Source organism: Acidaminobacterium chupaoyuni (assembly GCF_047936785.1).
GTDB lineage: Bacteria > Bacillota > Clostridia > Oscillospirales > Butyricicoccaceae > Acidaminobacterium > Acidaminobacterium chupaoyuni.
In genome coordinates, this window is the sequence record NZ_CP176394.1 from 755,638 (window position 1) to 779,288 (window position 23,651).

Genomic DNA, 23,651 nt, shown 5'->3' on the forward strand with positions numbered 1-23,651 from the left:
CCGCCGCGGCAGGATCAAACGCAGAAGACTTGTTTTTGAATTGAACCGCCACGGGGCGAAAGCGGAAAACATGGCGGCGAACAAAGCGCCGACGCGGTGAAAAGGAGAGATGTTTTTGAAAATTCTCAGCCAAATCGGCATCGTATTGGGTGTCTGCCTTGTGGGCGAATGGATCTCGGCGGTTCTGCCGTTCCCGTTCCCTGCCAGCGTGATCGGCATGATTTTGCTGTTTCTGCTGCTTTGCACAAAATGTCTGGAACCCTGGCATATCCGCGAGAAAGCCGATTTTCTGCAAAAGAACATGGCCTTTTTCTTCATCCCCGCGGGGGTGGGCATCATGGCGCATTTTGATGTGCTGCGCGGGCGGCTGCTGCCCTTTGTGGCGGTTTGCCTCATCACAACGGTGGTCACCTTTGCCGCCACGGCTTTTTCCGTCATGGCGGTGATGCGTTTGCAAAGCCGCGGCAAAAAGGGGGAAAGCCGATGAAAGAGCTGTTCAACACGCCCCTGTTTGGCATCGTGCTTTCGGTGGCGGCCTTTGAAGTGGGGCTTTTCCTCAATAAAAAGCTCAAAACGCCGGTGGCGAACCCGCTGGCCATCGCGGTGTTTCTCATCATCGCGTTTTTACAGATCAGCGGCATCCCGCTGGAAAGCTATCAGCGCGGCGGCGATGTGATCGCCATTTTTCTCGCGCCCGCCACGGCGGTTCTGGCCATTTCGATCTATGGCCAGCTGGAAAGGCTCAAACGCCACTGCCTGCCCATTCTGGTGGGCTGCACAGTGGGTTCCTGCGCGTCGATCTTCAGCGTCATCGTTCTTTGCCGCCTGTTCGGGCTGGATGAGACCCTGACGGCTTCGCTGATCCCGAAATCGGTCACCACGCCCATTGCCATCGGCATCGCGGCCGAAAGCGGAGGAATCCCCGCCGTGACGGTGGCGGCGGTCATCTTCACGGGCATTCTGGGCGCGATCCTTTCGCCGCTTCTCTGCCGCGTGTTCCGTGTGAAAGATCCCATGGCCCGCGGCCTTGCCATCGGCACCAGCAGCCACGCCATCGGCACCAGCAAAGCGCTGGAGATGGGGGAGATCGAAGGGGCCATGAGCGGCCTTGCCATCGGCATCGCCGGCATCGCCACCGTGATTTTATGTTTGTTTTTATAGGAGGGGCCTTATGCAGGAAAACGCCTTTTTCGCGCTGCTGTTTCGCATGAAATATATCGACCGCTGGGGGCTGATGCGCAGCGCCATCCCCGAAAACCTCAGCGAACACGCGCTGGAAACGGCGCTGATCGCCCATGCGCTGGCCACTCTGGCCAACACCTATTACGGCGAAAATGTGCCGGCGGAAAGCATCGCCTCGGCGGCGCTTTTCCATGATGTTTCGGAAATTTTAACGGGGGATCTGCCCACGCCCGTGAAATATCACGACCCGGCCCTGCGCAAAGCCTATCATCAGATGGAAAGCGGGGCAAAAAACAGCCTGCTTGAAACTTTGCCCAAAGAATTGCGGGCGGTCTATCAAAAAGAGCTTTTTTGCGAAGACCAGCGGCCCGAGCTTTATCGTTATATCAAGGCGGCCGATAAAATTTCGGCTTATCTGAAATGTGTGGAAGAGCGCAAAAGCGGCAACACGGAATTTGAAAGCGCCGCCCAGCAGCTGAAAGCCGCCATCCTGGCGCTGGAACTGCCCGCCGCCGATCATTTCATGCGCGTTTTTGTTCCCGCGTTTTCGCTGACCCTGGATCAGCAGCAGAACGGCGCTTTTGAAGAAATGAAAGCGTAAAGTTTCAAAAATAAACTGAAAATCATAAAAACAGATGATTTAACACGATAAAATGTGCAAAAACAGCTTGAATTATTGATATAAATATCATACAATGGTAACTGCTGAGCGAGCGTTCGGCAATTTTTAAAAACAAAGCACCGCAAACAAAGGGAGGGGACCCAATTGCTGAATCTTGTGTTGGTGGAACCGGAGATCCCGCAGAACACAGGGAACATCGCGCGAACCTGCGCGGCCACCCGATGCCGTCTGCATCTGGTGAAACCGTTCGGTTTCGAGATCAGCGACCGCCAGCTGAAACGGGCGGGGCTGGATTATTGGTATCTGGTCGATATCCGCATGTATGAAAATCTGGATGAGTTCTTTGAAAAAAATCCCGGGGCACGCTGTCATTTCGCTTCTACCAAAGGGCATAAGCGCCATGATGAAGCCGAGTTCCATGATGAAGATTATATTCTGTTCGGCAAAGAAACCGCGGGGCTGCCCAAAGCGCTGCTTGAAAGCCACCCGCTGGAAACCATCCGCATCCCCATGAGAGAAGATGCGCGAAGCCTGAATTTGGCCAATTCTGTGGCCGTGGTGGCCTATGAGGCGCTGCGCCAGCTGGGGTTCCCCGGCCTGCGCTGATTGAAACGATAGAGAGAAGCACCGCTGCGACCGGCAACCGCAGATGGGGGCAAACAAATTTTTTTATCGTTGCCGGAGAAGAGGGATTATCGTGATGAACTTCAACAAAAAGACCGTGCGCGATGTGGATGTGCGCGACAAGAAAGTGTTGATCCGCTGTGATTTCAATACTCCCATCGACGATCAGGGCCATTTGACGGATGAACGCCGCATCGTGGGCGCGCTGCCCACACTGCGTTATCTGGTGACAAACGGCGCCGCCGTGATCATTGTTTCGCATTTGGGCAGACCGAAGGGGAAGGTCAACCCCAAATATTCCATGGCGCCTGTGGCAAAACGCCTTTCCGAGCTTTTGAAAATGCCGGTAACGCTGGCCAATGATGTGATCGGCGAAGATGCCGACCGCCTTTGCGCCGAGATCCGCCCGGGCGAGCTGGTCATGCTTGAAAATGTTCGCTTCCATGAAGAAGAAGAAAAAAACGATCCCGAATTTTCAAAAAAACTGGCGTCTTATGCGGATATTTATGTGAACGATGCGTTCGGAACCGCTCACCGCGCCCACAGCTCCACCGCCGGCGTGGCGGCTTATCTGCCCGCCGTCTGCGGCTTTTTGATCGAAAAAGAGATCAGCGTATTGGGAAAAGCGCTGACGAACCCCGCCCGCCCCTTTGTGGCCATCACAGGCGGCGCGAAGGTTTCCGATAAGATCGGCGTTATCAACGCGCTGATCGAAAAATGCGACACCATCATCATCGGCGGCGCCATGAGCTATACCTTCTTAAAGGCGCTGGGCGGCCATATGGGCACATCGCCCACAGAAGACGACAAGCTGGATGTGGCGGTGGATATCATTTTGAAGGCGCTTGAAAGCAATGTGCGGCTGATCCTGCCCACCGATGTGGTGGTTTCGCGTGAATTTTCGCCCGAAGCCGAAAGCCAGGTCGTGCCGGCCCGCCGGATGCCCGATGACATGGGCGGCATGGATATCGGCCCCGAAAGCATCACAAAGTTCCATCACTTTATCAAAAACGCGGGCACCATTGTTTGGAACGGGCCTTTGGGCGTGTTTGAATTTGAAAAATTCGCCAACGGCACCCGTGAAGTGGCAAGGGCCGTGGCCGAATCCGGCGCGATCTCCATCATCGGCGGCGGCGACAGCGCGGCGGCCATCACACAGCTGGGCTTTTCCGATCGCGTGACCCATATTTCCACCGGCGGCGGCGCTTCTTTAGAGCTGATCGAAGGCAAAGAGCTGCCCGGCATCGCGTGTTTGATGGATGCCGAACCCGATATGAACGAGGAATTCTAACCGTAACTCCAATTTACAGATGCAGAGGTAATTATGAACAGACGATATCGCAAGACGATCATCGCGGGCAACTGGAAAATGAACAAGACACCCGCCGAAGCAAAAGAATTTATCGCGCAGCTGAAACCCCACGCCGCCCGCGCCAAATGGTGCGAAGCCGTGGTATGCGTTCCTTATATCGATATCCCCACCGCGGTGAAAGCGGCCAAAAACACCAAAATTGAAATCGCTGCCCAGAATATGCATTATGAAAACAGCGGCGCCTATACCGGCGAGGTTTCGGGCGAAATGCTGAAAGCGCTGGGCATCAAATATGTCATCATCGGCCATTCCGAGCGCCGCCAGTATTTCAACGAAAACGAAGACACCGTTTCGCTGAAGACCCGCGCCGCGCTGGAATGCGGCCTGCGCCCCATCGTCTGCGTGGGCGAAAGCATGGCGCAGCGCGAAAAGAACCTGACCATCGATTATGTCAGAATGCAGATCAAAACCATCTTCTGGGGCGTTGACCCGAAAGATGTGAAAAAAGTCGTGATCGCCTATGAGCCCATCTGGGCCATCGGCACAGGCAAAACCGCCACCGCCGAACAGGCGGATGAAGTGGGCCGCGCCATCCGCGAATGCATTCGCGAGATCTATGGCGCCCGCCACGCCCGATCGGTAACCATCCTTTACGGCGGCTCGATGAACGCCGGCAACGCCCAGGAGCTGCTGGGCATGCCCGATGTGGATGGCGGCCTGGTGGGCGGCGCATCCCTCAAATGCGATGATTTCGTGAAGATCATCGATGCTTCCAACCAATAAAAAAAGTGCCTCGCGGAAAGAAAACATCTCCGCGGGGCGTCTTCCGTTTCCGGGGGCGAAACCCCGTTAAAACAGAAAGGAATCTTGCATGACAACGAAGAAAAAACCTTTGGCTTTGCTTATTTTAGATGGATACGGCCTGGCGGCCGACGGCCCTTCCAACGCCATCCGCCGCGCAAACACCCCGGTGATGGATCGCCTGATGGCGGATTGCCCCTGGCAGCCCATCAAATGTTCGGGCCTTGATGTGGGCCTGCCCGCGGGGCAGATGGGCAACAGCGAAGTGGGCCACACCAATATCGGCGCGGGCCGCGTGGTTTATCAGGAACTGACCCGCATCACCAAAGAGATCGAAGACGGCGGCTTTTTTGAAAACGAAGCGCTGACGGCCGCGGTGGAACAGGCAAAGAAAAACGGCGGCGCGGTGCATCTGATGGGCCTGCTTTCCGATGGCGGCGTGCACAGCCACATCCGCCACCTGTATGCGCTGCTGGAACTTTGCAAGCGCTGCGGGCAGGAAAAAGTTTATGTGCATTGCTTTATGGATGGCCGCGATGTGCCCCCTTCTTCGGGGCTTGATTATCTGCGCGCGCTGGAAGCCGAGATCGAAAAGATCGGCTGCGGAAAGATCGCCAGCGTCTGCGGCCGCTTTTATGCCATGGATCGCGACAAGCATTGGGATCGCGTGGAAAAAGCCTATGAAACCGTGGCGCTGGGCGAAGGGCCTTTCTGCGGCAGCGCCGAACAGGCGGTGGAAGCTTCTTATGCCGCGGGCAAGACCGATGAATTCATCGAACCCGTGCGCTGCGCCGAAAACGCGGGCATCCACAGCGAAGACAGCGTGATCTTCTTTAATTTCCGCCCCGATCGCGCCCGCGAGATCACCCGCACACTGGTGGATGAAGCGTTCGACGGCTTCGCGCGCAAAACGGGATGCATCCGCCCCTTTTATGTCTGCTTCACCCAATATGACGCCGCGATGCCCCATGTGGAAGTGGCGTTCAAACCCCAATCGCTGAAAAACATTCTGGGCGAATATTTATCGGAAAACGGCAAGACCCAGCTGCGTATCGCTGAAACCGAAAAATATGCCCATGTCACCTTTTTCTTTAACGGCGGCGAAGAAAAGACCTTCCCCGGCGAAGACCGCATCCTCATCGATTCCCCCAAGGTGGAAACCTTTGACCTCAAGCCCGAAATGAGCGCTTATGAGGTGACAGAGGCCGTTTGCCCCGCCATCGAAAGCGGTAAATATGATGTGGTGATTCTGAACTTCGCCAACTGCGATATGGTGGGCCACACCGGCATCTTCAGCGCGGCGGTGAAAGCCGTGGAAACCGTGGATGAATGCCTGGGCAAAGTGCTTGAAAGCATTGAAAAAGCCGGCGGCTGCGCGCTGGTCACCGCCGATCACGGCAACGCCGACTGCATGGCCGCAGAAGACGGCACCCCCTTCACGGCGCATACCACAAACGAAGTGCCGCTGATTCTGGTGGGCCGCCGCGCTGCCCTTGAAAAAGGCGGCCGCTTATGCGATATCGCCCCCACCATGCTGGAACTTCTGGGCCTGCCCATCCCTGCCGAAATGACGGGCAAAAGCCTTTTGAAAGATTAATTTTTTAAAATCGGGCAAAGATATACCATGAAAACAGGCAGAACGCCGAAAAGGAAACCGAAAGGACAGAAAGCGAGGCAGAAAACATGAGAAAATATTTAGAGATCACCGATGTGGTGGGCCGCGAGATCTTAGACAGCCGCGGCAACCCCACAGTGGAAGTGGAAGTTTTTGTGCATGACGGAAAAGAAGCTTATCGCGGCCGCGCGGCGGTGCCTTCGGGCGCTTCCACAGGCATTTTTGAAGCCTGCGAACTGCGCGATGGCGAGAAAGAACGCTATCTGGGCAAAGGCGTCACCAAGGCGGTGGCCGCGGTGAACACCGAGATCGCCCAATGCCTGATGGGCCAGAACGCCATGGATCAGAACATCATCGACGGCATGCTCATCGAGCTTGACGGAACCCCCAACAAAAGCCGCATCGGCGCCAACGCGATCCTGGGCGCTTCCATGGCCTGCGCACATGCCGCGGCCGAAGCGCTGGGCATTCCGTTTTATCATTATGTGGGCGGTTTCAACGCCAAGACTCTGCCTGTGCCCATGATGAATATTTTAAACGGCGGCGCGCATGCGGCCAATAATGTGGATATTCAGGAATTCATGGTCATGCCTGTGGGCGCCCATAGCTTTATGGAAGCGCTGCGGATGTGCGCCGAAGTGTTCCATACCCTCAAAAAGGTGCTGGGCGGCATGGGCCTTGCCACCGCTGTGGGCGATGAAGGCGGCTTTGCCCCCAACCTTGAAAAAGATGAAGACGCGCTGAAAGTGATCGTGGAAGCCATCGAAAAGGCCGGCTATCAGCCCGGCGGCGATTTTATGATCGCCATGGATGCCGCGGTTTCCGAATGGTATAGCAAAGAAGACGGCGGATGCTACATCATGCCCAAGGCGGGCAAAAAGCTTTCCCGCGCTCAGATGGTGGAAATGTGGAAAGGCTTCGCCGAGAAATATCCCATCATCTCGCTGGAAGACGGCATGGGCGAGGAAGATTGGGAAGGCTGGAAAATGCTGACCGAAGCGCTGGGCAAGAAGATCCAGCTGGTGGGCGACGACCTGTTCGTCACCAACACACAGCGGCTGAAAAAAGGCATCGAACTGGGCGTGGCAAACTCCATCCTCATCAAAGTCAACCAGATCGGCACCCTGACGGAAACGCTGGAAGCCATTCAAATGGCCAATCGCGCGGGTTATACCGCCGTGATCTGTCACCGCAGCGGCGAAACGGAAGATGTGACCATCGCCGATCTGGCGGTGGCGCTCAACGCGGGCCAGATCAAAACAGGCGCCCCCAGCCGTACCGACCGCGTGGCGAAATATAACCAGCTGCTGCGCATCGAAGAAGAATTGGGCGATGCGGCGCAGTTTTTGGGCCGCGATGCGTGGTTCAACCTGAAATAACGCACCGATTTTATAAAATATCCAGACGGCAGGCTTTTGAAACGATGGTTCAAAAGCCTGCCGCTTTTTTGCAAAAACAGGCGGAACGGCGGCGGGCGGCTGCGCCGCGGCAGGGGCGGCGCTTCTTTAAAAGGAAGAAAACGACAAAAATAGTTTCGGTGCTTGACAGACCTCCCCCTTTTGGTGGTATGATAGGGGCAACAAAACAAAAGGAGTGAAAACAATGCAGAATTTTGAATATGATATCGCGACGAAAATTTTCTTTGGCAAGGGCGAGATCGAGAAACTGCCCGCCGAGATCAAAAAATATGCCGACCGCGTGCTGCTGGTCTATGGCGGCGGCAGCATCAAAAAAATCGGCGTTTATCAGCAGTTGACACGGCTTTTTGAAGAACACGGCATTGCCTATGAAGAGCTTTCGGGCGTGGAACCAAACCCCCGTGTTGCCTCGGTGAACCGCGGCGCGGCGCTTTGCCGCGAGCATGACCTGCAGGCCGTGGTGGCCGTGGGCGGCGGCAGCACCATCGACTGTTCAAAAGTGATCGCGGCGGCAACCTTTTATGAGGGCGACGCATGGGATCTCGTGATCAAAAAAGCCCCTGTCACCAAGGTTTTGCCGGTGTTTTCCGTGCTCACCCTGTCGGCCACCGGTTCTGAAATGGATGCCGGCGCGGTGATCTCAAATTTAGATACCCATGATAAACTGGCCATCAGCCATCCCGATATGCGCCCCAAAGCTTCTGTGCTCGATCCCACCTACACTTATTCGGTGAACGCTTATCACACCGCGGCGGGAACGGCCGATATCATCAGCCACACGCTGGAAAACTATTTCTCGGTGCATAAAGATTTTTATCTGCTCGACAGCATGGCCGAAGCGATTTTGAAAACCTGTTTCCGCTATGGTCCCATCGCCTGCCGCGAGCCCGAAAATTACGAAGCGCGCGCAAACCTGATGTGGGCTTCTTCTCTGGCCATCAACGGGCTGATCCGTTTGGGCAAATTTGTGCCCTGGGGCGTTCACAGCATGGAACATGAGCTTTCGGCCTATTTTGATATCACCCATGGCGTGGGTCTTGCCATTTTGACCCCGGCCTGGATGCGCCATGTGCTTTGCGAAGAAACGGTGGATCAGTTCGCCGCCTATGGCAAAAATGTCTGGGGCATCGATGCTTCTCTGCCGAAAAGAGAGATCGCCGAAAAGGCCATCGACCGCACACAGGAATTTTTCACCAAAGAGCTGAAGATCCCCGCTTCGCTGCATGAAGTGGGCATCACGGAAGATCATCTGGAGGTCATGGCGAAAAAAGCGGCAACACCCGCGCTGCAAGGCGCGTTCCAGCCCCTTTCCGCCAAGGATGTGTTAGAGATCTATCGCGCCTGCTTCTAAAAATCTGCCGCAAGAAGAAAGAAAAGCCGGTCGCCCCAAAAAGCTGGGCGGCCGGCTTTTTCAAACGGTTCGCGGCTGGGGGGAAGCATCCGTTCAAAGAGAAAACCGAACTTTTTCAAGAAAAAAGAGGGCGAAATTCGGCGCTGAAAGATTGAATATCCTACAAATAAATGGTATAATAACCGCAAACGGTTATTATATTTTATTTCACGGCCCGCCTACGGCGCCGGCCACTTTATACCATTCGTGCTTCGCACTCATGGTATAATAACCGCAAACGGTTATGATATTTTATTTCACGGCCCGCCTGGGGCGCCGGCCACTTTATACCATTCGTGCTTCGCACTCATGGTATAATAACCGCAAACGGTTATGATATTTTATTTCACGGCCCGCCTACGGCGCCGGCCACTTTATACCATTCGTGCTTCGCACTCATGGTATAATAACCGCAAACGGTTATGATATTTTATTTTACGGCCCGCCTGGGGCGGCTGACTGCCTGATGCCGTTGAACGGTTCGTGCGGTTTGCCTGAAGACTTGCGTGCGGCAGGAAAAACCGTTTTAAATCATTTAAAAAATTGTGAGGTGAGACCATGGACGGTAGTAGTAGTCGAAGTATAGGCAAGGCACTCTTTTGTTGCCAGAAAGCATATGGCGAAGGGCCGTCTGTGCTCTGACCGTCTTTTTCTGTTGATAAAAGAGCGCCATTGTCTGTTCTAACGCTGCACTACATCAGCGAAAGCGAGTGTAGAGCATCCGCTTAGCGCCGGCGATGGCATTTTTATGCCCATTTTTCGGCAGTATGTGGAATCTATGCCCGCCTTTACCCGAATTTTTGATGTGTAAAGGAGGCGCAAAAAATGAGCGAAGTGAAAAAAATTGAAACCGGCATGGCGGCGGCTCATCCCGATTACAGCGTTGAGATCGCGGGGATGATCCGCAGCAACCTGACCCCCAAGGGCCTGAAAGAAAAGATCCTTTCCTACCACGAAAAAGATGTCGCCCTGGCCCTTGATCTGCTCACCAAAGAAGAGCGCGGCAAATTTTATAAGATTTTAGATGTGGAAGCGCTGGCCAATATTCTGGAATATTCCGAACGAATGGCCGAATATATTCAGGAACTGACCATCCGCAAAAAGGTGGAAGTGCTTTCACAGATGGAAGTTGCTTCTGCTGTGGAAGTTTTGCAGCAGATGGAAAAAGAAGAACGGGATTCCCTGATCGACCTGATGAACGCCGAATCCCGGTCTGAGATCCGGCTGCTGAGTTCTTTTGATGAAGACGAGATCGGCAGCAAAATGTCCACGAATTACATTGCCATTCGCGATAACGCTTCGATCAAAGAAGCAATGTCCAGCCTGATCGAACAGGCCGCCGAAAACGATAACATCACCACCCTTTATGTGGTGGATGAAAACCAGACTTTTTGCGGCGCCATCGATCTGAAAGATTTGATCATCGCCCGCGAAGGCACGGCGCTGCGGGATATCATGACCACTTCTTATCCCTATGCCTATGCGAAATCGCTGATCGAAGATTATATTTCACAGATCAAAGATTACTCCGAAGATTCGATTCCTGTGCTGGATAACGACAACCGGCTCATCGGCGTGATCACCGCCCCCGATCTGGTGGGCGTGATCGAAGATGAACTGAATGATGATTACGCTAAGCTGGCCGGTTTGACGGCCGAAGAAGATCTGGTGGAACCCATCCGCATGAGCGTGCGCAAAAGATTGCCGTGGCTGGTCATCCTGCTGGTGATGGGGCTGGGCGTTTCTTCGGTGGTGGGGCTGTTTGAATCGATCGTGGCGCAGCTGCCCATTATCATGTGTTTCCAATCGCTGATTCTTGATATGGCGGGCAATGTGGGAACCCAATCGCTGGCCGTGGCCATTCGTGTGTTGATGGATAAACAGGTTTCGGGCAAGCAACAGGCCGCCCTTGTTTGGAAAGAATCCCGCATCGGCCTGCTCAACGGGCTGATTTTAGGCGTTTTGTCGTTTGTCGTGATCGGCGGTTACCTTTGCATACAGGGGAATTCGCCGCTGTTTTCGTTTGCCATTTCGGGCTGCCTGGGGCTGGCGATGATTCTGGCGATGATCCTTTCCGCCCTGTCGGGCACGGTGATTCCGCTGTTCTTTCAGAAGATAGGAATTGACCCTGCTGTGGCTTCCGGCCCGCTGATCACCACGGTGAACGATCTGGTGGCGGTGATCTCTTATTATGGCCTGGGCTGGCTGCTGCTCATCAATGTGTTCCATTTGGCATAAAAGCAAATAAAGAGCCGCCGGGGCGCGCTGCAAAATCGCGGTCGAACCAAGCTTCGACCCTGCAAGCTGTGTCGGAAAGAGATCCGAACAGAAATTCTTGTGGGGGAAGGGCTTTGACCGTTCCGTTTTGCGGCGCGCCCTTTTTTGTCAGGGAAAAACAGGGATAAAAAAGGGCCGGTGCAGCAACAATAACAGGGGACGGCGGGCTTTGAAAAATACCGCCCGAAAGATGGTTTGGGCGTGAAACCTTGCATTTTATGCAAGAAAGCGTTATGATGCCCATATATTTTAAAAACGGAAAGGCGGGAAAACGAATGGAGCCGGGAGCAATTGTGTTAGAGGGCGGCGCGCTGCGCGGCGTTTATACTTCGGGCGTATTGGATGTTTTGATGGAACATGATCTCTATTTTTCGGCGGTCTACGGCGTATCGGCCGGCGCGCTGAACGGGCTGAGCTATGTTTCGCGGCAAATCGGCAGATCGGCCCAGATCAACCTTTCTTATGTGCGCGACCCGCGCTATTTGGGCATCGGCCAGCTGATCAAAAACCACAGCGCCTTTAATTTTGATTTTATGTTCGGTGAACTTTCGGAACGGCTGGTGCCGTTTGATTACGGCATCTTTTTTGCTTCGGCGCAAAAATATATCGCCGTCGCCACCTCCTGCCGCACAGGGCAGGCCGCCTATTTTCAAAAAACGCAGCTGGGCGATGAAATTTTCCGCGCGGCGGTGGCTTCCAGCAGCCTGCCTTTTCTGGCGAAGCCCATGGATGTGGGCGGCGAGCTTTATTATGACGGCGGCATCTCAGACGCGGTGCCCGCCGAAAAAGCGCTGCAAGACGGCCACGAAAAGGTCATCGCCGTGCTGACCCATCCACGCGGCCAGCGCAAAGCGCTGCCTTTGCCGCTGCCGCCCGAACATTCGCTGGCGCTGGTCTATCGCAGGGCCTTCAGCCAATGGCCCGCGCTGCAAAAAGCTCTGCTGCAAATGGACGACCGTTATAACAAACAGATGGATCGGCTGGATCGGCTGGAAGATGCGGGGAAGGTCTTCGTGATTCGCCCCCAGAAAGCGGTAAATGTTTCGGCGGTGGAAAAGAACACCGAGAAATTGAAAGCCCTTTATCAAGAGGGGCGCAGAGATATGGAAAACGCGCTGCCGCGGCTGAAAAATTATCTTGCGGCCGAAACGGGCAAATTCGCGGGAAGGCGCTGAGAAAAGCCGGTTGTGGGCAATGTGAACGACAGCGGCTAAACTATTTTGGAATACGCTGAGGTTCAAACTGTGATATAATAATCGCAAAGCGATTATTATACTTTATTTCACGGCCCGCCTGCGGCGATGGGCGCCGTGGGCGCGGCAATAACATAACGGTAAAAAAGAAAATTCGGAAAGGAAGAATGCCTTGGGCGTTTTGCTTTTTTGTTTATACCTTGTCAACCTGGCAACGGCCATCTCTATTTTATTTGTGCGCAAAAAACAAGTGGGCAGCACGCTGGCGTGGCTTTTGATTTTTGCGTTCGCGCCGTTCCTGGGGTTTATTCTTTATTTTTTCTTCGGCAGCACCATGAAGTTCAAAATTTTATCTCACCGCTGGCGGCCCAGCGAGCGCGCGGCGGAATATGCCCGCGGAGGCATCGCCGCCCAGCAGGCGCTGCTGAGCGACAAGCTGCCCATCAGCGGGCAGGGCCGCGAAGAATATCAGAACCTTGTGCTTTCCAATCTTCATGGCAGCGGCGCTGTTTATACACAGGATAATACGGCGGTTTTGCTGACTTCGGCACAGGCAAAATATGAAAAAATGTTTGCCGAGATCGAAGAAGCAACAGAAAGCATCCATGTTCTTTATTTTATTTTGAAAGCCAAAGATGAAAGCGGCAAACGCTTTTTGCAGCTTTTGACCCGCAAAGCGTCACAAGGGGTCAAGGTTCGGCTGATCTATGATACACTGGGCTGTTTGAGAACAAAGCCCGCTGATTTTTTGCCGCTGGAACGCGCGGGCGGCATGGTCTATGGCTATCTGCCTTCGCGCATCGAAACCCTGCTTCAGATCAATTACCGCATGCACCGCAAAATGGTCGTCATCGATGGCAAAATAGCCTATACTGGTGGTATTAATATCGGTGATGATTACCTTGGGTATGATAAACGGATCAAACCTTGGCGAGATACCTCCATTCGGCTGACGGGAAGCTGTGTTCGCGATATCCAGTTCCGGTTCATGCGCGATTGGGTCTATTTAGATTCTCAGCATAAGAAGCCCTATCAGGATAAGATCGATGCGGAAGAAAGCCTGCCGCTTTATTTGAAAGAACCCGAAGAAACGGGGAACGCGGGGGTGCAGATCATTTGCAGCGGGCCCGACAGCAGCTACCCTTACACCAAAGAAAGCTATCAGATGATGATCGCCCACGCGCGGCGTTATCTTTATATTCAAACCCCTTATTTCGTGCCGGATGAAACGCTGATGGCCACCCTGCGCTGCGCGGCGCTTTCGGGGGTGGATGTGCGGGTGATGATCCCCGGTGTGCCCGATAAGCCCTATGCCTATCATGTCACTTTTTCACATATGGGCGAGCTGCTGCGGTGCGGGGCAAAGGTTTATTTATATCCCGGCTTTCTTCACGCCAAAACCTTTGTGATGGATGATCTGGTTTCTTCGGTGGGCACAACCAATTTCGATATCCGTTCGTTCGATCTCGATTTCGAGATCAACGCCATGGTCTATGACAGAGAATTCGCGCTGGAATGCCGCCACGCGTTTGAAAACGATATGCGCGGCGCCACAAGGCTTACCCCCGAGCTTTATCGGGCAAGACCGCTGAAAGATAAGATCAAGGAAAGCCTGTTAAGGCTCATCACCCCGCTGTTATAGCGGGCGTGAAACAAGAGCATCAAGCCGGCAAAGCGCCGGTTTTATCAAAATAAACATCGGAAAAGGAGAAATGAAAACATGATTGCATTGACAAACGGCAAAATCGTTACCGTCACGGGCAAGACCTATGAAAACGGCACGGTGCTGGTGGAAAACGGAAAGATCGCCGCGGTGGGCGCCGAAGTGCAGATCCCCGCGGGGGCAGAGATCATCGATGCCAAGGGCGGCTATATCACCCCCGGCCTTATTGATGCCCATACCCATATCTCCAACTTCAATGAACCCGATACCATGCCTTCTCTCTGCAAAGACGGCAACGAAATGAGCGACCCCATCACCCCGCAGGTGCGCGCGGCGGATGCCATCAACCCCTGGGATTATGCCATTGAAAAAGTGCGCGACGCGGGCTTCACCACGGTTTGCACACTGCCCGGTTCCGCCAATGTGATCGGCGGCACAGGCATTGTTTATAAACTGCGCGGCCATACCGCCGAAGAAATGATTCTGCCCGGCACAGAGCAGATGAAAATGGCGCTGGGCGAAAACCCCAAGCGCGTTTTCGGCACAAGCAATAAAATGCCGATGACCCGCATGGGCACCGCGGCGCTGCTGCGCCAGACGCTGCATGACGCCAAGGTCTATTCCGACGCGCTGCTGGCGGCGGAAAAAGATCCTTCCAAAGAACCCCCCAAGCCCGATTTCAAGATGGATGCGCTGGTTCCCGTGGTGCGCGGCGAAATGCGCTGCCGCATCCATTCACACCGCGCGGATGATATTTGCACAGCCATGAAGATCTGTGAAGAATTCGGGCTGAAATATTCCATCGAGCATGTGACGGAAGGTTATAAGATCGTCGATGTGCTGCAAAAGAAACAGGTGACCTGCGTGGTCGGCCCCCACCTGTGGGCGCCGGTCAAAGAAGAGATCCGCGGCATGAATGTGGAAAACACCGGCATTCTGGCAAACGCCGGCCTGCATGTCTGCATCACCGCCGACACCGCTTCTCAGACACAATATCTGCCGATGACGGTGGGCATGCTGATGTGCCACGGCCTGAGCGAAGAAGCGGCTTTCCGCGGCGTGACCATTGAACCCGCCACCCTGCTGGGTGTTGCAGATCGCGTCGGCAGCATCGAAGTGGGCAAAGACGCCGATCTGGCCGTGTTCACCGGCCATCCCTTCAGCAGCATGAGCAAATGCGTCGTCACGATGATCGACGGCTGCGTCGTACATCAGGGCTAAGCAGAAACCATCTTGCCCCAACGGGGCGGGAACAACATAAAAAGCAGGAGGGCCGATCGATTTTGATCGGCCCTCCTGCTTTTGCGGCGGAAGAATTATTCCTGCTGGGCTTTGCCCCAGCGGTAAAGCTCTTTCAAGGCGGGCATCAGCGAAGCTCCCCGCTCTGTGAGAAGATATTCCACAGAGGGCGGGATGGTGTTATGGTTCAGCCGATAGACCATGCCTGCCTCTTCCAGCTCACGAAGGCAGCGGGTGAGCATGGTGTTTGTGATGGGCGTGATCAGCCGCTTAAGCTCATTGTAATGCAAAGACCGATACTCGGCGATATTCCACAGAATGGGGATCTTCCATTTCTGGCCGATGATGTTCATGGCATAAACGATGGGGCAGATCTGCTGGCAGTGGTTATCGCTTTTCCGAGGGCGCGAAAAGCGCGGGCAACTCGGTGAAAGAATTTTACCTGCAGGGGATGGAGATCAACGGCTGTCTGGATTGCGGGGGATGCCTGCGCAGGGGGAAAGACGCCCCGCGTTTCTGCGTGCAGCAGGATGATATGCAGCAGATCTATCAGGCGTTTGTCGAAGCGGATGTGATCGTGTTTGCATCACCGGTCTATTGGTGGGAAATTTCGGGCCTGCTGAAAACCGCCGTAGACAGGCTCTATGCGCTGACCGCAAAGGATAAAAAACAATTCGCCCAAAAAGGAACGGTTTTGCTGATGACGGCGGGCACCACCGATTACAGCTATCCTCTGGCCTGGTATGCGGGTTTTGAGCGTTATCTGGGCTGCAAAAACCTCGGCACTGTGCTGGGCAGCGAAAAAACAGAGGCCGCCAAAGCGCTGGGGGCTTCCATTTCGTGATGGCCGTGAAAGGCATTTCCCAATAAACTGCTGTTCCCCCTCTTTTACAGAGATACCGGATGATAGGGCAGAACGCCCGCTTGCCGACAGGCAAAGCGGGCGTTCTGTTGCTTTTTATCCTGCTCCCCATTGAAAGGGAAGTTCTTTCGGGATCATCCGGGAAAAACGCCAAAGGTTTATGCCAGCAGGGCAATGGCTTGTTTCATCGCGGCGTTTTTGCCCAGCAGGTCGATGGCCGAAGCCGCGCCCGCCGTATCGCCATAGAAAATAACGCCGGTCAGCCGCCCGCCTTCAAACACCAGCTTGCGATAGATATTGGAAAAGCGGTTTTCAAACAGCAGGGTCTGGCTGTTGGGGGAACCGGTGTTGCCCGCCGAAAAAATGCTGATGCCGTCTTCTTCGAAAACCGTGGCCGGGGGCAGGGGCAGATATTCCGTTTCGGGCTGGCCCGCCATGGCGGAACCCGCGGTTTTGCCCATGGCGGCAGCGGTGCTCCAAAGGCCGCAGGTGCGTCCCTGGTATTCGGCGCAATCGCCCGCCGCATAGATATCGGGCAGCGAGGTGCGCATCGAAGCATCCACCACGATGCCGCGTTCCACGGCGATGCCGCAATCTTTGGCCAGCGCGGTTTGGCTGCGCACGCCGGCAGAAACCAGCACCAGATCACAGGCAAGCGCGCTGCCGTCGGATAAGAGCAAATGGTCTTTTTCCACCCGGCTTACCGAAACGCCGGTTCTTACGGTCATGCCGCGGCTTTCCAGATGTTCGGCCAGCCGTTTGCTGACGAATTCATCGGCCTGCGCCTTGATGATGCGGTCGCCATATTCCAAAACCGTGACCTTCAGGCCACGGCCCGCCAGGGCGACAGCCGCTTCGATGCCCAGAATGCCGCCGCCCACGATCGCCGCGTGGCGCTGGGGCTTCGCGGCGGAAAGCAGAGCCTGCGCATCCGCGAAGGTGCGGAGGGAAAAGGCGGGCATCGCATCGGGCGCCAGCGTGACGGGCATGAACGGATCGGCGCCTGTGGCGATGAGCAGCTTATCATAAGAAAGGGTCTTGCCGTTTTCCAGCTCCACTTTCTTTTCATTCGGCAAAATGCGGGCGGCCCTTGCTTCGGTGACCATGGTGAAATTCTGTTCGTTTTCATACCACGAAGCGTCTTGAAGCATGATGGAAAGATAAGAAAGCCCATCGGCCACCACATCGCTGAGGGCGGGGCGGTTATAGGGCAGAACGCCTTCGCCGCAGATCATGGTGATGGCGGCCGTCTTGTTGCGCTGGCGCAGCGCTTTGGCGCATTCCATGGCGGCCGCGCCGCCGCCGATGAGCACAAAATGCTCTTGGGTGTCGCGGTGGAACACTTCTGTTTCTTCGGCCACAGGTTCAAAAGCCTGTTCCCCCGCGCCGCATACCGGGCAGGGCACCGGGGGATGATCGCCTTCGAACACCTGGCCGCAAACCATGCAGCGCCATTTTTTCGGCGCGGGCGCATCGGCAGAGGTGAAAAGTGCGGCGGAAGCGCCGCAGATCGGGCAGGGGTCAGGCGGCTGTTCGCCCGGAAAATCCTGCCCGCAGACAGGGCAATGCCAGATTTTTTCCATAAAAATTCTCCTTTAGCGGTTGAGCAATGCGTTGGCAAACTGGCGGCCCAGATCTTCGGCGGCGGCCAGATCGGCCTCTGTGGGGCGCAGGCGAACTTTCAAACCGGGGATCGGCTGCTTGAGGCGCAGCGTTTCCATGCGCGCCGTCAGGTTGGGCACACCCTCGCCGCTCCAGGCATAAGAACCGAAAGCGCACGCCAGCTTGCCCCTGTGGATGACGGGGTTGAGCCCCACCAGCAGCTGGTTGATGGGCGGCAGGCTGTCGCCCAGAATGGTGGGGGAACCCAGCAGGAAGCCATCGCTTTCGCAAACGGCCTTCTGGGCCGCCTGCGCGTCGTCTTTCACGAGGTCGAAAGAGCGCACATCGCGGATGCCGCCGGCCAAAAGGCCCTGCTCGATATGCTTGGCCAAAAGCTTCGTGTAGCCATAGGCCGAAACATAACAAACGGCCACCATGGGCTCAAACGATTGTGTGGGCGCGCTCCACTGGCGGTAAAGCTCCAAATAGTGGGGGATGTTGCTGCGCAGCACGGGGCCGTGGCCGTTGCCGATGAATTCGATGGGCAGGTTTTCGATCTTTTTTAAAGCATTGAGCATATGGGGGTTTTTATAAGGCCCAATGATGTTATCAAAATAATAGCGGTAAGCTTCGGTGAAATCGCCGTCGATCAGGTCGTTGAAAACGCGCTTATCGCTGTAATGGCAGCCGAAACTGTCGCAGGAAAACAGTGCTTTTTTTTCGGGGATATAGGTATACATGGAATCGGGCCAATGCAGCATGGGCGCCGCGATGAATTGCAAAGTCAGCCCGCCCAGATCCACGCTGTCTTTTTCGGTGACGGCGCGGTGGTTAAAAGGTTCGTTGATGATCTCTTTCAAAAAAGAGATGGCGGTGGCGCTGCCCAGCACAGTGGCGTTGGGGGCCAGCTGAAGCATTTTGCGGATGCTGCCCGAATGGTCGGGCTCGGTGTGATCCACCACGATATAATCGATTTCCGCGGGATCCATCACGCTGCGGATCTCTTCCAGCTGCTGCTCGAAAAACGCTTCTTTCACGGTTTCAAACAGGGCGGTTTTCTGCTTGCCGCGCACTAAATAGGAGTTATAGGTGGTGCCGTAATCGGAATGCATGACGATATCGAATACACGCAGATCGGGATCCAGCGCCCCCACCCACCAGATGTGCTCGGTCGCTTTCAATGCTTTCATGTTAAACATCCTTTCTCAGTGATGAAATGTGATCGATAATAAGCTTGCAGAGCTCTTTTATAATGAGCATACCCGCATCTCGCCTTGGATGCAAGGGATTTGCCGGTGATTTTAGAAAATTTTACGCTTTCCACAAAATCGTTATTGTGGAATTTTTAACAAATAAATCAAAAAACTTTTGGGCATTTATACTATAAAACGAATTTTTGCGGGGAAATTGGCGAAAAGTATGGAAAAGAAAGAAGTGTGTCAAGCAAGTGGGAGAATGTGTACTATAATAGTATACTATCATTGAAAAAATTGCAAGATATTTGAAAATTTTTTTTGCAATTCCTTTTTGTTTGATGTATAGTATTATGTACTTTCGCGAGTAGAATATGAGATTGCTGCTTGGCAGCAGGGGGGATAAAAATGATTTTTGTGATAGCGCCCGATAGTTTTAAGGGCAGCTTAACTTCAAAAAACATTTGCGAAATAGTGGAGCATGCGCTATTAGAGCGTTTTCACGGCGCGCCGACTATTTATCAGGTGCCCATCGCCGATGGCGGTGAAGGCACAGTAGAAGCGCTTGTTTTGGCCACAGGGGGCAAAAAACAGGCGGTGTGGGTCACGGGCCCTGTTTTCGATAAGACCATGGCGGCCTATGGCCTGCTGGGCGATGGCAAAACGGCTGTGCTGGAAATGGCCAGCGCTTCGGGGCTGCCGCTGGTGCCCGCGTGGAAGCGCGACCCCTTTTCCACCACCACCTATGGCACAGGCGAGCTGATTTCAGATGCGCTCAACCGCGGCTGCACGGAATTCATCATGGGCATCGGCGGCAGCGCCACCAGCGACGGCGGCGCGGGGATGCTGCAAGCCCTGGGCGTGAAGCTGCTGGATAAGAACGGCATGGATATTCCTTCCGGCGCAAACGGCTTATTGCAGCTGGAATCCATCGATATCACCGGAATGGACCCCCGGCTGAAACAGGCGCAGTTCCGCGTGGCCTGTGATGTGAGCAACCCCTTATGCGGTGAAAACGGCGCGGCTTATATTTTCGGCCCCCAAAAGGGCGCCAAAGAAAAAGATCTGCCTGTTCTGGATGAAGCGCTGCGCAATTTTGCCCGCGTGATCCAGCGCGATCTGGGGCGCGATGTGAAAGATCTGCCGGGCGCGGGCGCCGCGGGCGGCATGGGCGCGGGCCTGATGGCGTTTTTCAACGCCCGCCTGATGCATGGCTTTGAGATCGTTAACGATGTGGTGGGCTTTGAGCGGCTGGTGGCCGAAGTGAAGCCCGATGTCATCATCACGGGCGAAGGCCAGATGAATTATCAATCGGTGCTGGGCAAAGTGCCGGTGGAAGTGGCCAAAGTGGGCAAAAAATATGGCGCAAGAGTGATCGCGGTGGTGGGCAGCAAAGGCGAAGGCTATGAAAAAGCCATGGAAATGGGCGTCGATGCCGTGTATGAGCTGAAAGAAAGCAGCATGACGCTGGAATATTCCATTGTCAACGCCGGCGATCTGTTATATGAAAAGATTCTCACGATTCCTTTCTGCGCCCCGTCAAAATGACACTTGACAAATAAAATAAAATAAGATACGATTACTCTACCACAAAAAGGGAGTAGTTACAAAGCGCAACGGCAACATCATGATGCTTCGGCATCTGCTTTTGCGGCCCAAAAGGTTAACGAGACTTTTTGTAAAGCACGCAAGGGCTTTACAAAAAGTCTTTTTTTATATTTCAGTCATTTTGCGGCAAAATAATTAAATATGCAAAAGAGTGCGGCAAAATGAGAAAAAACGGAAGAACGAGGTGGAAAAACAGTGTTTGAAAACAGAACAGTGACCCAAACCGAAGAAGAGCTTTCCACAAACATTGCTGCCGGCATTTCCCAGGAACAGGCGAAAGAGCGCATGGCCAAAAACGGCCCTAACGCCCTTGTTGAAAAAAAGGGGAAAACCAAATGGCAGATGTTTCTGGCCCAGCTCAATGAGCCGATGATCTATATTCTTTTTGCCGCGGCGGGCATCTCGCTGCTGCTCAAAGAAGTTTCAGACGCGGTGATCGTGCTGGTGGTCATTTTGGTAAACGCCGTGATCGGCGTGATTCAGGAAGGCAAGGCGCAGCAGGCGCTGGAAGCCCTGAAGAAAATGTCGAGCCCCACGGCCACCGTCAGGCGCAGCGGCCAGATCTTAGAGATCCCCGCGGCAGAGCTGGTGGCGGGCGATGTGGTGGTGCTGGAAGCGGGCCGCCAGATCCCGGCGGATCTGCGGCTGGTGGAAACCATCAACATGAAGGTGGATGAATCGGCGCTGACGGGCGAATCGGTTCCCGTTGAAAAAGATGCTTCGTTCGTCTGTGAAGCGGAAACCCCGCTGGGCGACCGCATCAACATGGGCTATATGACCACCACGGTTTCTTATGGCCGCGGCGAAGGCATCGTGGTGAAAACCGGCATGGAGACCGAGATCGGCAAGATCGCCAAGATGATCAACGAATCCGAAGAAGAGCTGACGCCGCTGCAAAAGCGATTGGCCGATCTGGGCAAACTGCTGGGCCTTGTGGCCATTGCCCTTTGCGTGGGATTGTTCGTCATCGCGCTGGTGCAGCACCGCAATGTGATCGAAATGCTGATCACCGCCATTTCGCTGGCGGTGGCTGCCGTTCCCGAAGGCCTGCCGGCCGTGGTGACCATTGTGCTGGCGCTGGGCGTTCAGCGGCTGGTGAAGGTGAATACCATCGTGCGCCGCTTGCCCTCTGTGGAAACACTGGGCGCTGTCAGCGTGGTATGTTCCGATAAAACAGGCACATTGACGCAAAACCGCATGACGGTGGTGCGCTGTTTCAGCGATGATGAAAGCTATGGCATTTCGAAGCTGGCCGAAAGCAAAGACAGCCATTTCATGAAAGGCTTTGTGCTTTGCAACGATGCTTCCATCGAAGGCGGCCGCTATGGCGACCCCACCGAGATCGCCTTGCTGGATATGGGCGCGGCCCATCAGGTCAGCCGCAGCGGGCTGGAAACCGCCATGCCGCGCATCGATGAGCTGGCGTTCGATTCCACCCGCAAAATGATGACCACAAAACACCGTATGGGCGAAGGCACCGTGGCCTATACCAAGGGCGCGCCCGATCAGGTGATGAAACATTGCACCCATATCCTCATCAACGACCAGCGCCGCCCCATGGAAGAGGCTGACCGCAAGAGCATCATGGGCGCCATGAAAGAAATGTCGCTGGATGCGCTGCGCGTGCTGGCGCTGGCTTACCGCGAAAACGCCGAAGGCGTGAAAGAAGAAGACCTCACTTTCGTGGGTCTTGTGGGCATGATCGACCCGCCCCGCCCCGAAGCCAAAGACGCCGTGACCATTTTCAAAGGCGCCAGCGTGCGCACAGTGATGATCACCGGCGACCACCGCGACACCGCTTTCGCCATCGCCCGCGAACTGGGCATCGCTCAGCATGAAGAACAGTGCATGAGCGGCGAACAGCTGGATGATATGACCGTGGAAGACCTGACGAAGATCGTTGATAACCTGCGCGTGTTCGCCCGTGTTTCCCCCGAACATAAAGTGATGATCGTGAAAGCGCTGCGCGCCAAGGGCTATATCGTTTCGATGACCGGCGACGGCGTCAACGACGCGCCTTCTTTGAAAGCCGCCGATATCGGCGTGGCCATGGGCATCACCGGCACCGATGTGGCCAAAAGCGCCGCCGACATGGTGCTGACGGATGATAATTTCGCCACCATCGAAAAGGCCATCGAAGAGGGCCGCGGCATCTATGCCAACATCAAAAAATCGGTATTGTTTTTGCTTTCTTCAAACTTCGGCGAAATCATCACCATGTTTGCGGCCATCCTTGCGGGGCTTGCCGCGCCGCTGAAAGCCATCCACATCCTGTGGGTGAACCTGATCACCGATTCGCTGCCCGGCCTGGCGCTGGGGGTCGATAAAAACGATACTTCCACCATTATGAAGCGCCCGCCCCGCGACCCCGGCGAAAGCCTGTTTGCCGAAGGCGGCATCTTTTTAACGCTGTTCTATGGCGTGATCATCGCTTCTTTGACCTTGGGCGCCTTCGTGTTCGTGCCCATCCGCCTGCTGCATGGCAGCGGCGAAGCTGTCACCCTGGCCAATATCGCGGCCCAGCTGAAAAATGCCCATGTGCTGGCGGAATCTCAGACCTTCGCCTTCACCATTTTAGGGGTTTCCCAGCTGTTCCATGCCATCGGCATGCGCAATGTGGAAAAATCCATTTTCACCATGAACCTTTTGGAAAACAAATTCATGATCGGCGCGTTTGGCATCGGCCTGCTGCTGCAGATCGCCGTGACGGAAGTGCCTTTCCTCGTGAAAGTGTTCGGCACTTACAGCCTGCATCTGAAAGAATGGCTGGTGCTCATCGCCGTATCCGCCGTGCCGCTGTTGATCCATGAATTGCTGGTGCCGCTTTTCCGCCATCTGAAAAAGAAGCGCGAAGCAAGCTATCACACCGTGGTTTAACGGCCGCAGCGCCGGAAGAAACGGATTGTGTGTTATGATGATGGCCGTTTGCGGCAAAATGGCCGTATGACGGGCGATGCGCCTTGTTTCATGTAATGAGCCATCTGCCGCGCAAGGCCCGTCTGGCGGCGATCCCGGTCGATTGCATGGCCCTGCTGCCGGGGCGCGCGGAA

19 protein-coding genes are annotated in these 23,651 nt (G+C 54.8%); 16 read left to right on the top strand and 3 right to left on the bottom strand.

The window, feature by feature from the left end:
• The first annotated feature begins 109 nt into the window (after nucleotides 1-109).
• The 13 genes from ACJA3I_RS03655 (at nucleotide 110) to ACJA3I_RS03715 (ending at nucleotide 15,318) form a co-directional block, all read left to right on the top strand.
• On the top strand, nucleotides 110-487 hold the full coding sequence (locus ACJA3I_RS03655) for a CidA/LrgA family protein (protein WP_458863417.1): 378 nt from the start codon (nucleotides 110-112) through the stop codon (nucleotides 485-487).
• Entirely contained in the window at nucleotides 484-1,161 is a 678-nt protein-coding gene (locus ACJA3I_RS03660) for an LrgB family protein (RefSeq protein WP_458863418.1), read from the top strand. The genes ACJA3I_RS03655 and ACJA3I_RS03660 overlap by 4 nt, the downstream gene beginning before the upstream one ends.
• 10 nt (nucleotides 1,162-1,171) lie before the next feature.
• Nucleotides 1,172-1,783: a 5'-deoxynucleotidase gene (gene yfbR / locus ACJA3I_RS03665; RefSeq protein WP_458863419.1), complete on the top strand. Its 612-nt coding sequence runs from the start codon at nucleotides 1,172-1,174 to the stop codon at nucleotides 1,781-1,783.
• A gap of 165 nt (nucleotides 1,784-1,948) precedes the next feature.
• Complete coding sequence (trmL, locus tag ACJA3I_RS03670; RefSeq protein WP_458863420.1) at nucleotides 1,949-2,410, top strand: tRNA (uridine(34)/cytosine(34)/5-carboxymethylaminomethyluridine(34)-2'-O)-methyltransferase TrmL; 462 nt, start codon at nucleotides 1,949-1,951, stop codon at nucleotides 2,408-2,410.
• Between the two features lie 94 nt (nucleotides 2,411-2,504).
• Nucleotides 2,505-3,719: a phosphoglycerate kinase gene (locus tag ACJA3I_RS03675; protein ID WP_458863817.1), complete on the top strand. Its 1,215-nt coding sequence runs from the start codon at nucleotides 2,505-2,507 to the stop codon at nucleotides 3,717-3,719.
• A gap of 33 nt (nucleotides 3,720-3,752) precedes the next feature.
• Nucleotides 3,753-4,523 carry a triose-phosphate isomerase gene (gene tpiA, locus ACJA3I_RS03680; protein ID WP_458863421.1) on the top strand — a complete coding sequence of 257 codons (771 nt, stop codon included), beginning with the start codon at nucleotides 3,753-3,755 and terminating at the stop codon, nucleotides 4,521-4,523.
• Between the two features lie 88 nt (nucleotides 4,524-4,611).
• Nucleotides 4,612-6,138, top strand: a complete 1,527-nt coding sequence (gene gpmI, locus ACJA3I_RS03685; RefSeq protein ID WP_458863422.1) for a 2,3-bisphosphoglycerate-independent phosphoglycerate mutase — start codon at nucleotides 4,612-4,614, stop codon at nucleotides 6,136-6,138.
• Between the two features lie 86 nt (nucleotides 6,139-6,224).
• Nucleotides 6,225-7,535: a phosphopyruvate hydratase gene (eno, locus tag ACJA3I_RS03690; RefSeq protein ID WP_458863423.1), complete on the top strand. Its 1,311-nt coding sequence runs from the start codon at nucleotides 6,225-6,227 to the stop codon at nucleotides 7,533-7,535.
• Nucleotides 7,536-7,758: 223 nt separating this feature from the next.
• On the top strand, nucleotides 7,759-8,925 hold the full coding sequence (locus tag ACJA3I_RS03695) for an iron-containing alcohol dehydrogenase (RefSeq protein ID WP_458863424.1): 1,167 nt from the start codon (nucleotides 7,759-7,761) through the stop codon (nucleotides 8,923-8,925).
• 864 nt (nucleotides 8,926-9,789) lie between these two features.
• Nucleotides 9,790-11,202, top strand: coding sequence for a magnesium transporter (mgtE, locus tag ACJA3I_RS03700; protein WP_458863425.1), 1,413 nt, complete (start codon nucleotides 9,790-9,792; stop codon nucleotides 11,200-11,202).
• A gap of 314 nt (nucleotides 11,203-11,516) precedes the next feature.
• Nucleotides 11,517-12,416 carry a patatin-like phospholipase family protein gene (locus tag ACJA3I_RS03705; protein ID WP_458863426.1) on the top strand — a complete coding sequence of 300 codons (900 nt, stop codon included), beginning with the start codon at nucleotides 11,517-11,519 and terminating at the stop codon, nucleotides 12,414-12,416.
• A 190-nt stretch (nucleotides 12,417-12,606) separates the two neighbouring features.
• Nucleotides 12,607-14,076, top strand: coding sequence for a cardiolipin synthase (gene cls, locus ACJA3I_RS03710; RefSeq protein ID WP_458863427.1), 1,470 nt, complete (start codon nucleotides 12,607-12,609; stop codon nucleotides 14,074-14,076).
• A gap of 78 nt (nucleotides 14,077-14,154) precedes the next feature.
• Nucleotides 14,155-15,318: an amidohydrolase gene (locus ACJA3I_RS03715; protein ID WP_458863428.1), complete on the top strand. Its 1,164-nt coding sequence runs from the start codon at nucleotides 14,155-14,157 to the stop codon at nucleotides 15,316-15,318.
• 95 nt (nucleotides 15,319-15,413) lie between these two features.
• On the opposite strand, the gene ACJA3I_RS03720 is transcribed toward ACJA3I_RS03715, so the two are convergent.
• On the bottom strand, nucleotides 15,414-15,689 hold the full coding sequence (locus ACJA3I_RS03720) for a winged helix-turn-helix transcriptional regulator (protein WP_458863429.1): 276 nt from the start codon (nucleotides 15,687-15,689) through the stop codon (nucleotides 15,414-15,416).
• 74 nt (nucleotides 15,690-15,763) lie between these two features.
• Between ACJA3I_RS03720 and ACJA3I_RS03725 the strand changes: the two genes are divergently transcribed.
• Nucleotides 15,764-16,180, top strand: a complete 417-nt coding sequence (locus ACJA3I_RS03725; RefSeq protein ID WP_458863430.1) for a flavodoxin family protein — start codon at nucleotides 15,764-15,766, stop codon at nucleotides 16,178-16,180.
• A 176-nt stretch (nucleotides 16,181-16,356) separates the two neighbouring features.
• Here the strand turns inward: ACJA3I_RS03725 and ACJA3I_RS03730 are convergent, their stop codons facing one another.
• Together ACJA3I_RS03730 and ACJA3I_RS03735 are read right to left on the bottom strand one after the other, a co-directional pair.
• Nucleotides 16,357-17,781, bottom strand: coding sequence for an FAD-dependent oxidoreductase (locus ACJA3I_RS03730; protein WP_458863431.1), 1,425 nt, complete (start codon nucleotides 17,779-17,781; stop codon nucleotides 16,357-16,359).
• Between the two features lie 12 nt (nucleotides 17,782-17,793).
• Nucleotides 17,794-18,990, bottom strand: coding sequence for an FprA family A-type flavoprotein (locus tag ACJA3I_RS03735; protein WP_458863432.1), 1,197 nt, complete (start codon nucleotides 18,988-18,990; stop codon nucleotides 17,794-17,796).
• Between the two features lie 411 nt (nucleotides 18,991-19,401).
• Here ACJA3I_RS03735 and ACJA3I_RS03740 point away from each other — a divergent pair, with 411 nt between their 5' ends.
• Complete coding sequence (locus ACJA3I_RS03740) at nucleotides 19,402-20,541, top strand: glycerate kinase (protein WP_458863433.1); 1,140 nt, start codon at nucleotides 19,402-19,404, stop codon at nucleotides 20,539-20,541.
• Nucleotides 20,542-20,796: 255 nt separating this feature from the next.
• A complete protein-coding gene (locus ACJA3I_RS03745) occupies nucleotides 20,797-23,478 on the top strand; it encodes a cation-translocating P-type ATPase (protein WP_458863434.1) in 2,682 nt (893 codons plus the stop codon).
• Nucleotides 23,479-23,651: the final 173 nt, after the last annotated feature.

Coding starts and splice junctions, on each gene's coding strand:
- ACJA3I_RS03655 (WP_458863417.1), top strand. CDS start 110: ATGTTTTTGAAAATTCTCAGCCAAATCGGCATCGTATTGGGTGTCTGC.
- ACJA3I_RS03660 (WP_458863418.1), top strand. CDS start 484: ATGAAAGAGCTGTTCAACACGCCCCTGTTTGGCATCGTGCTTTCGGTG.
- yfbR (WP_458863419.1), top strand. CDS start 1,172: ATGCAGGAAAACGCCTTTTTCGCGCTGCTGTTTCGCATGAAATATATC.
- ACJA3I_RS03675 (WP_458863817.1), top strand. CDS start 2,505: ATGAACTTCAACAAAAAGACCGTGCGCGATGTGGATGTGCGCGACAAG.
- tpiA (WP_458863421.1), top strand. CDS start 3,753: ATGAACAGACGATATCGCAAGACGATCATCGCGGGCAACTGGAAAATG.
- gpmI (WP_458863422.1), top strand. CDS start 4,612: ATGACAACGAAGAAAAAACCTTTGGCTTTGCTTATTTTAGATGGATAC.
- eno (WP_458863423.1), top strand. CDS start 6,225: ATGAGAAAATATTTAGAGATCACCGATGTGGTGGGCCGCGAGATCTTA.
- ACJA3I_RS03695 (WP_458863424.1), top strand. CDS start 7,759: ATGCAGAATTTTGAATATGATATCGCGACGAAAATTTTCTTTGGCAAG.
- mgtE (WP_458863425.1), top strand. CDS start 9,790: ATGAGCGAAGTGAAAAAAATTGAAACCGGCATGGCGGCGGCTCATCCC.
- ACJA3I_RS03705 (WP_458863426.1), top strand. CDS start 11,517: ATGGAGCCGGGAGCAATTGTGTTAGAGGGCGGCGCGCTGCGCGGCGTT.
- ACJA3I_RS03715 (WP_458863428.1), top strand. CDS start 14,155: ATGATTGCATTGACAAACGGCAAAATCGTTACCGTCACGGGCAAGACC.
- ACJA3I_RS03720 (WP_458863429.1), bottom strand. CDS start 15,689: ATGAACATCATCGGCCAGAAATGGAAGATCCCCATTCTGTGGAATATC.
- ACJA3I_RS03730 (WP_458863431.1), bottom strand. CDS start 17,781: ATGGAAAAAATCTGGCATTGCCCTGTCTGCGGGCAGGATTTTCCGGGC.
- ACJA3I_RS03735 (WP_458863432.1), bottom strand. CDS start 18,990: ATGAAAGCATTGAAAGCGACCGAGCACATCTGGTGGGTGGGGGCGCTG.
- ACJA3I_RS03740 (WP_458863433.1), top strand. CDS start 19,402: ATGATTTTTGTGATAGCGCCCGATAGTTTTAAGGGCAGCTTAACTTCA.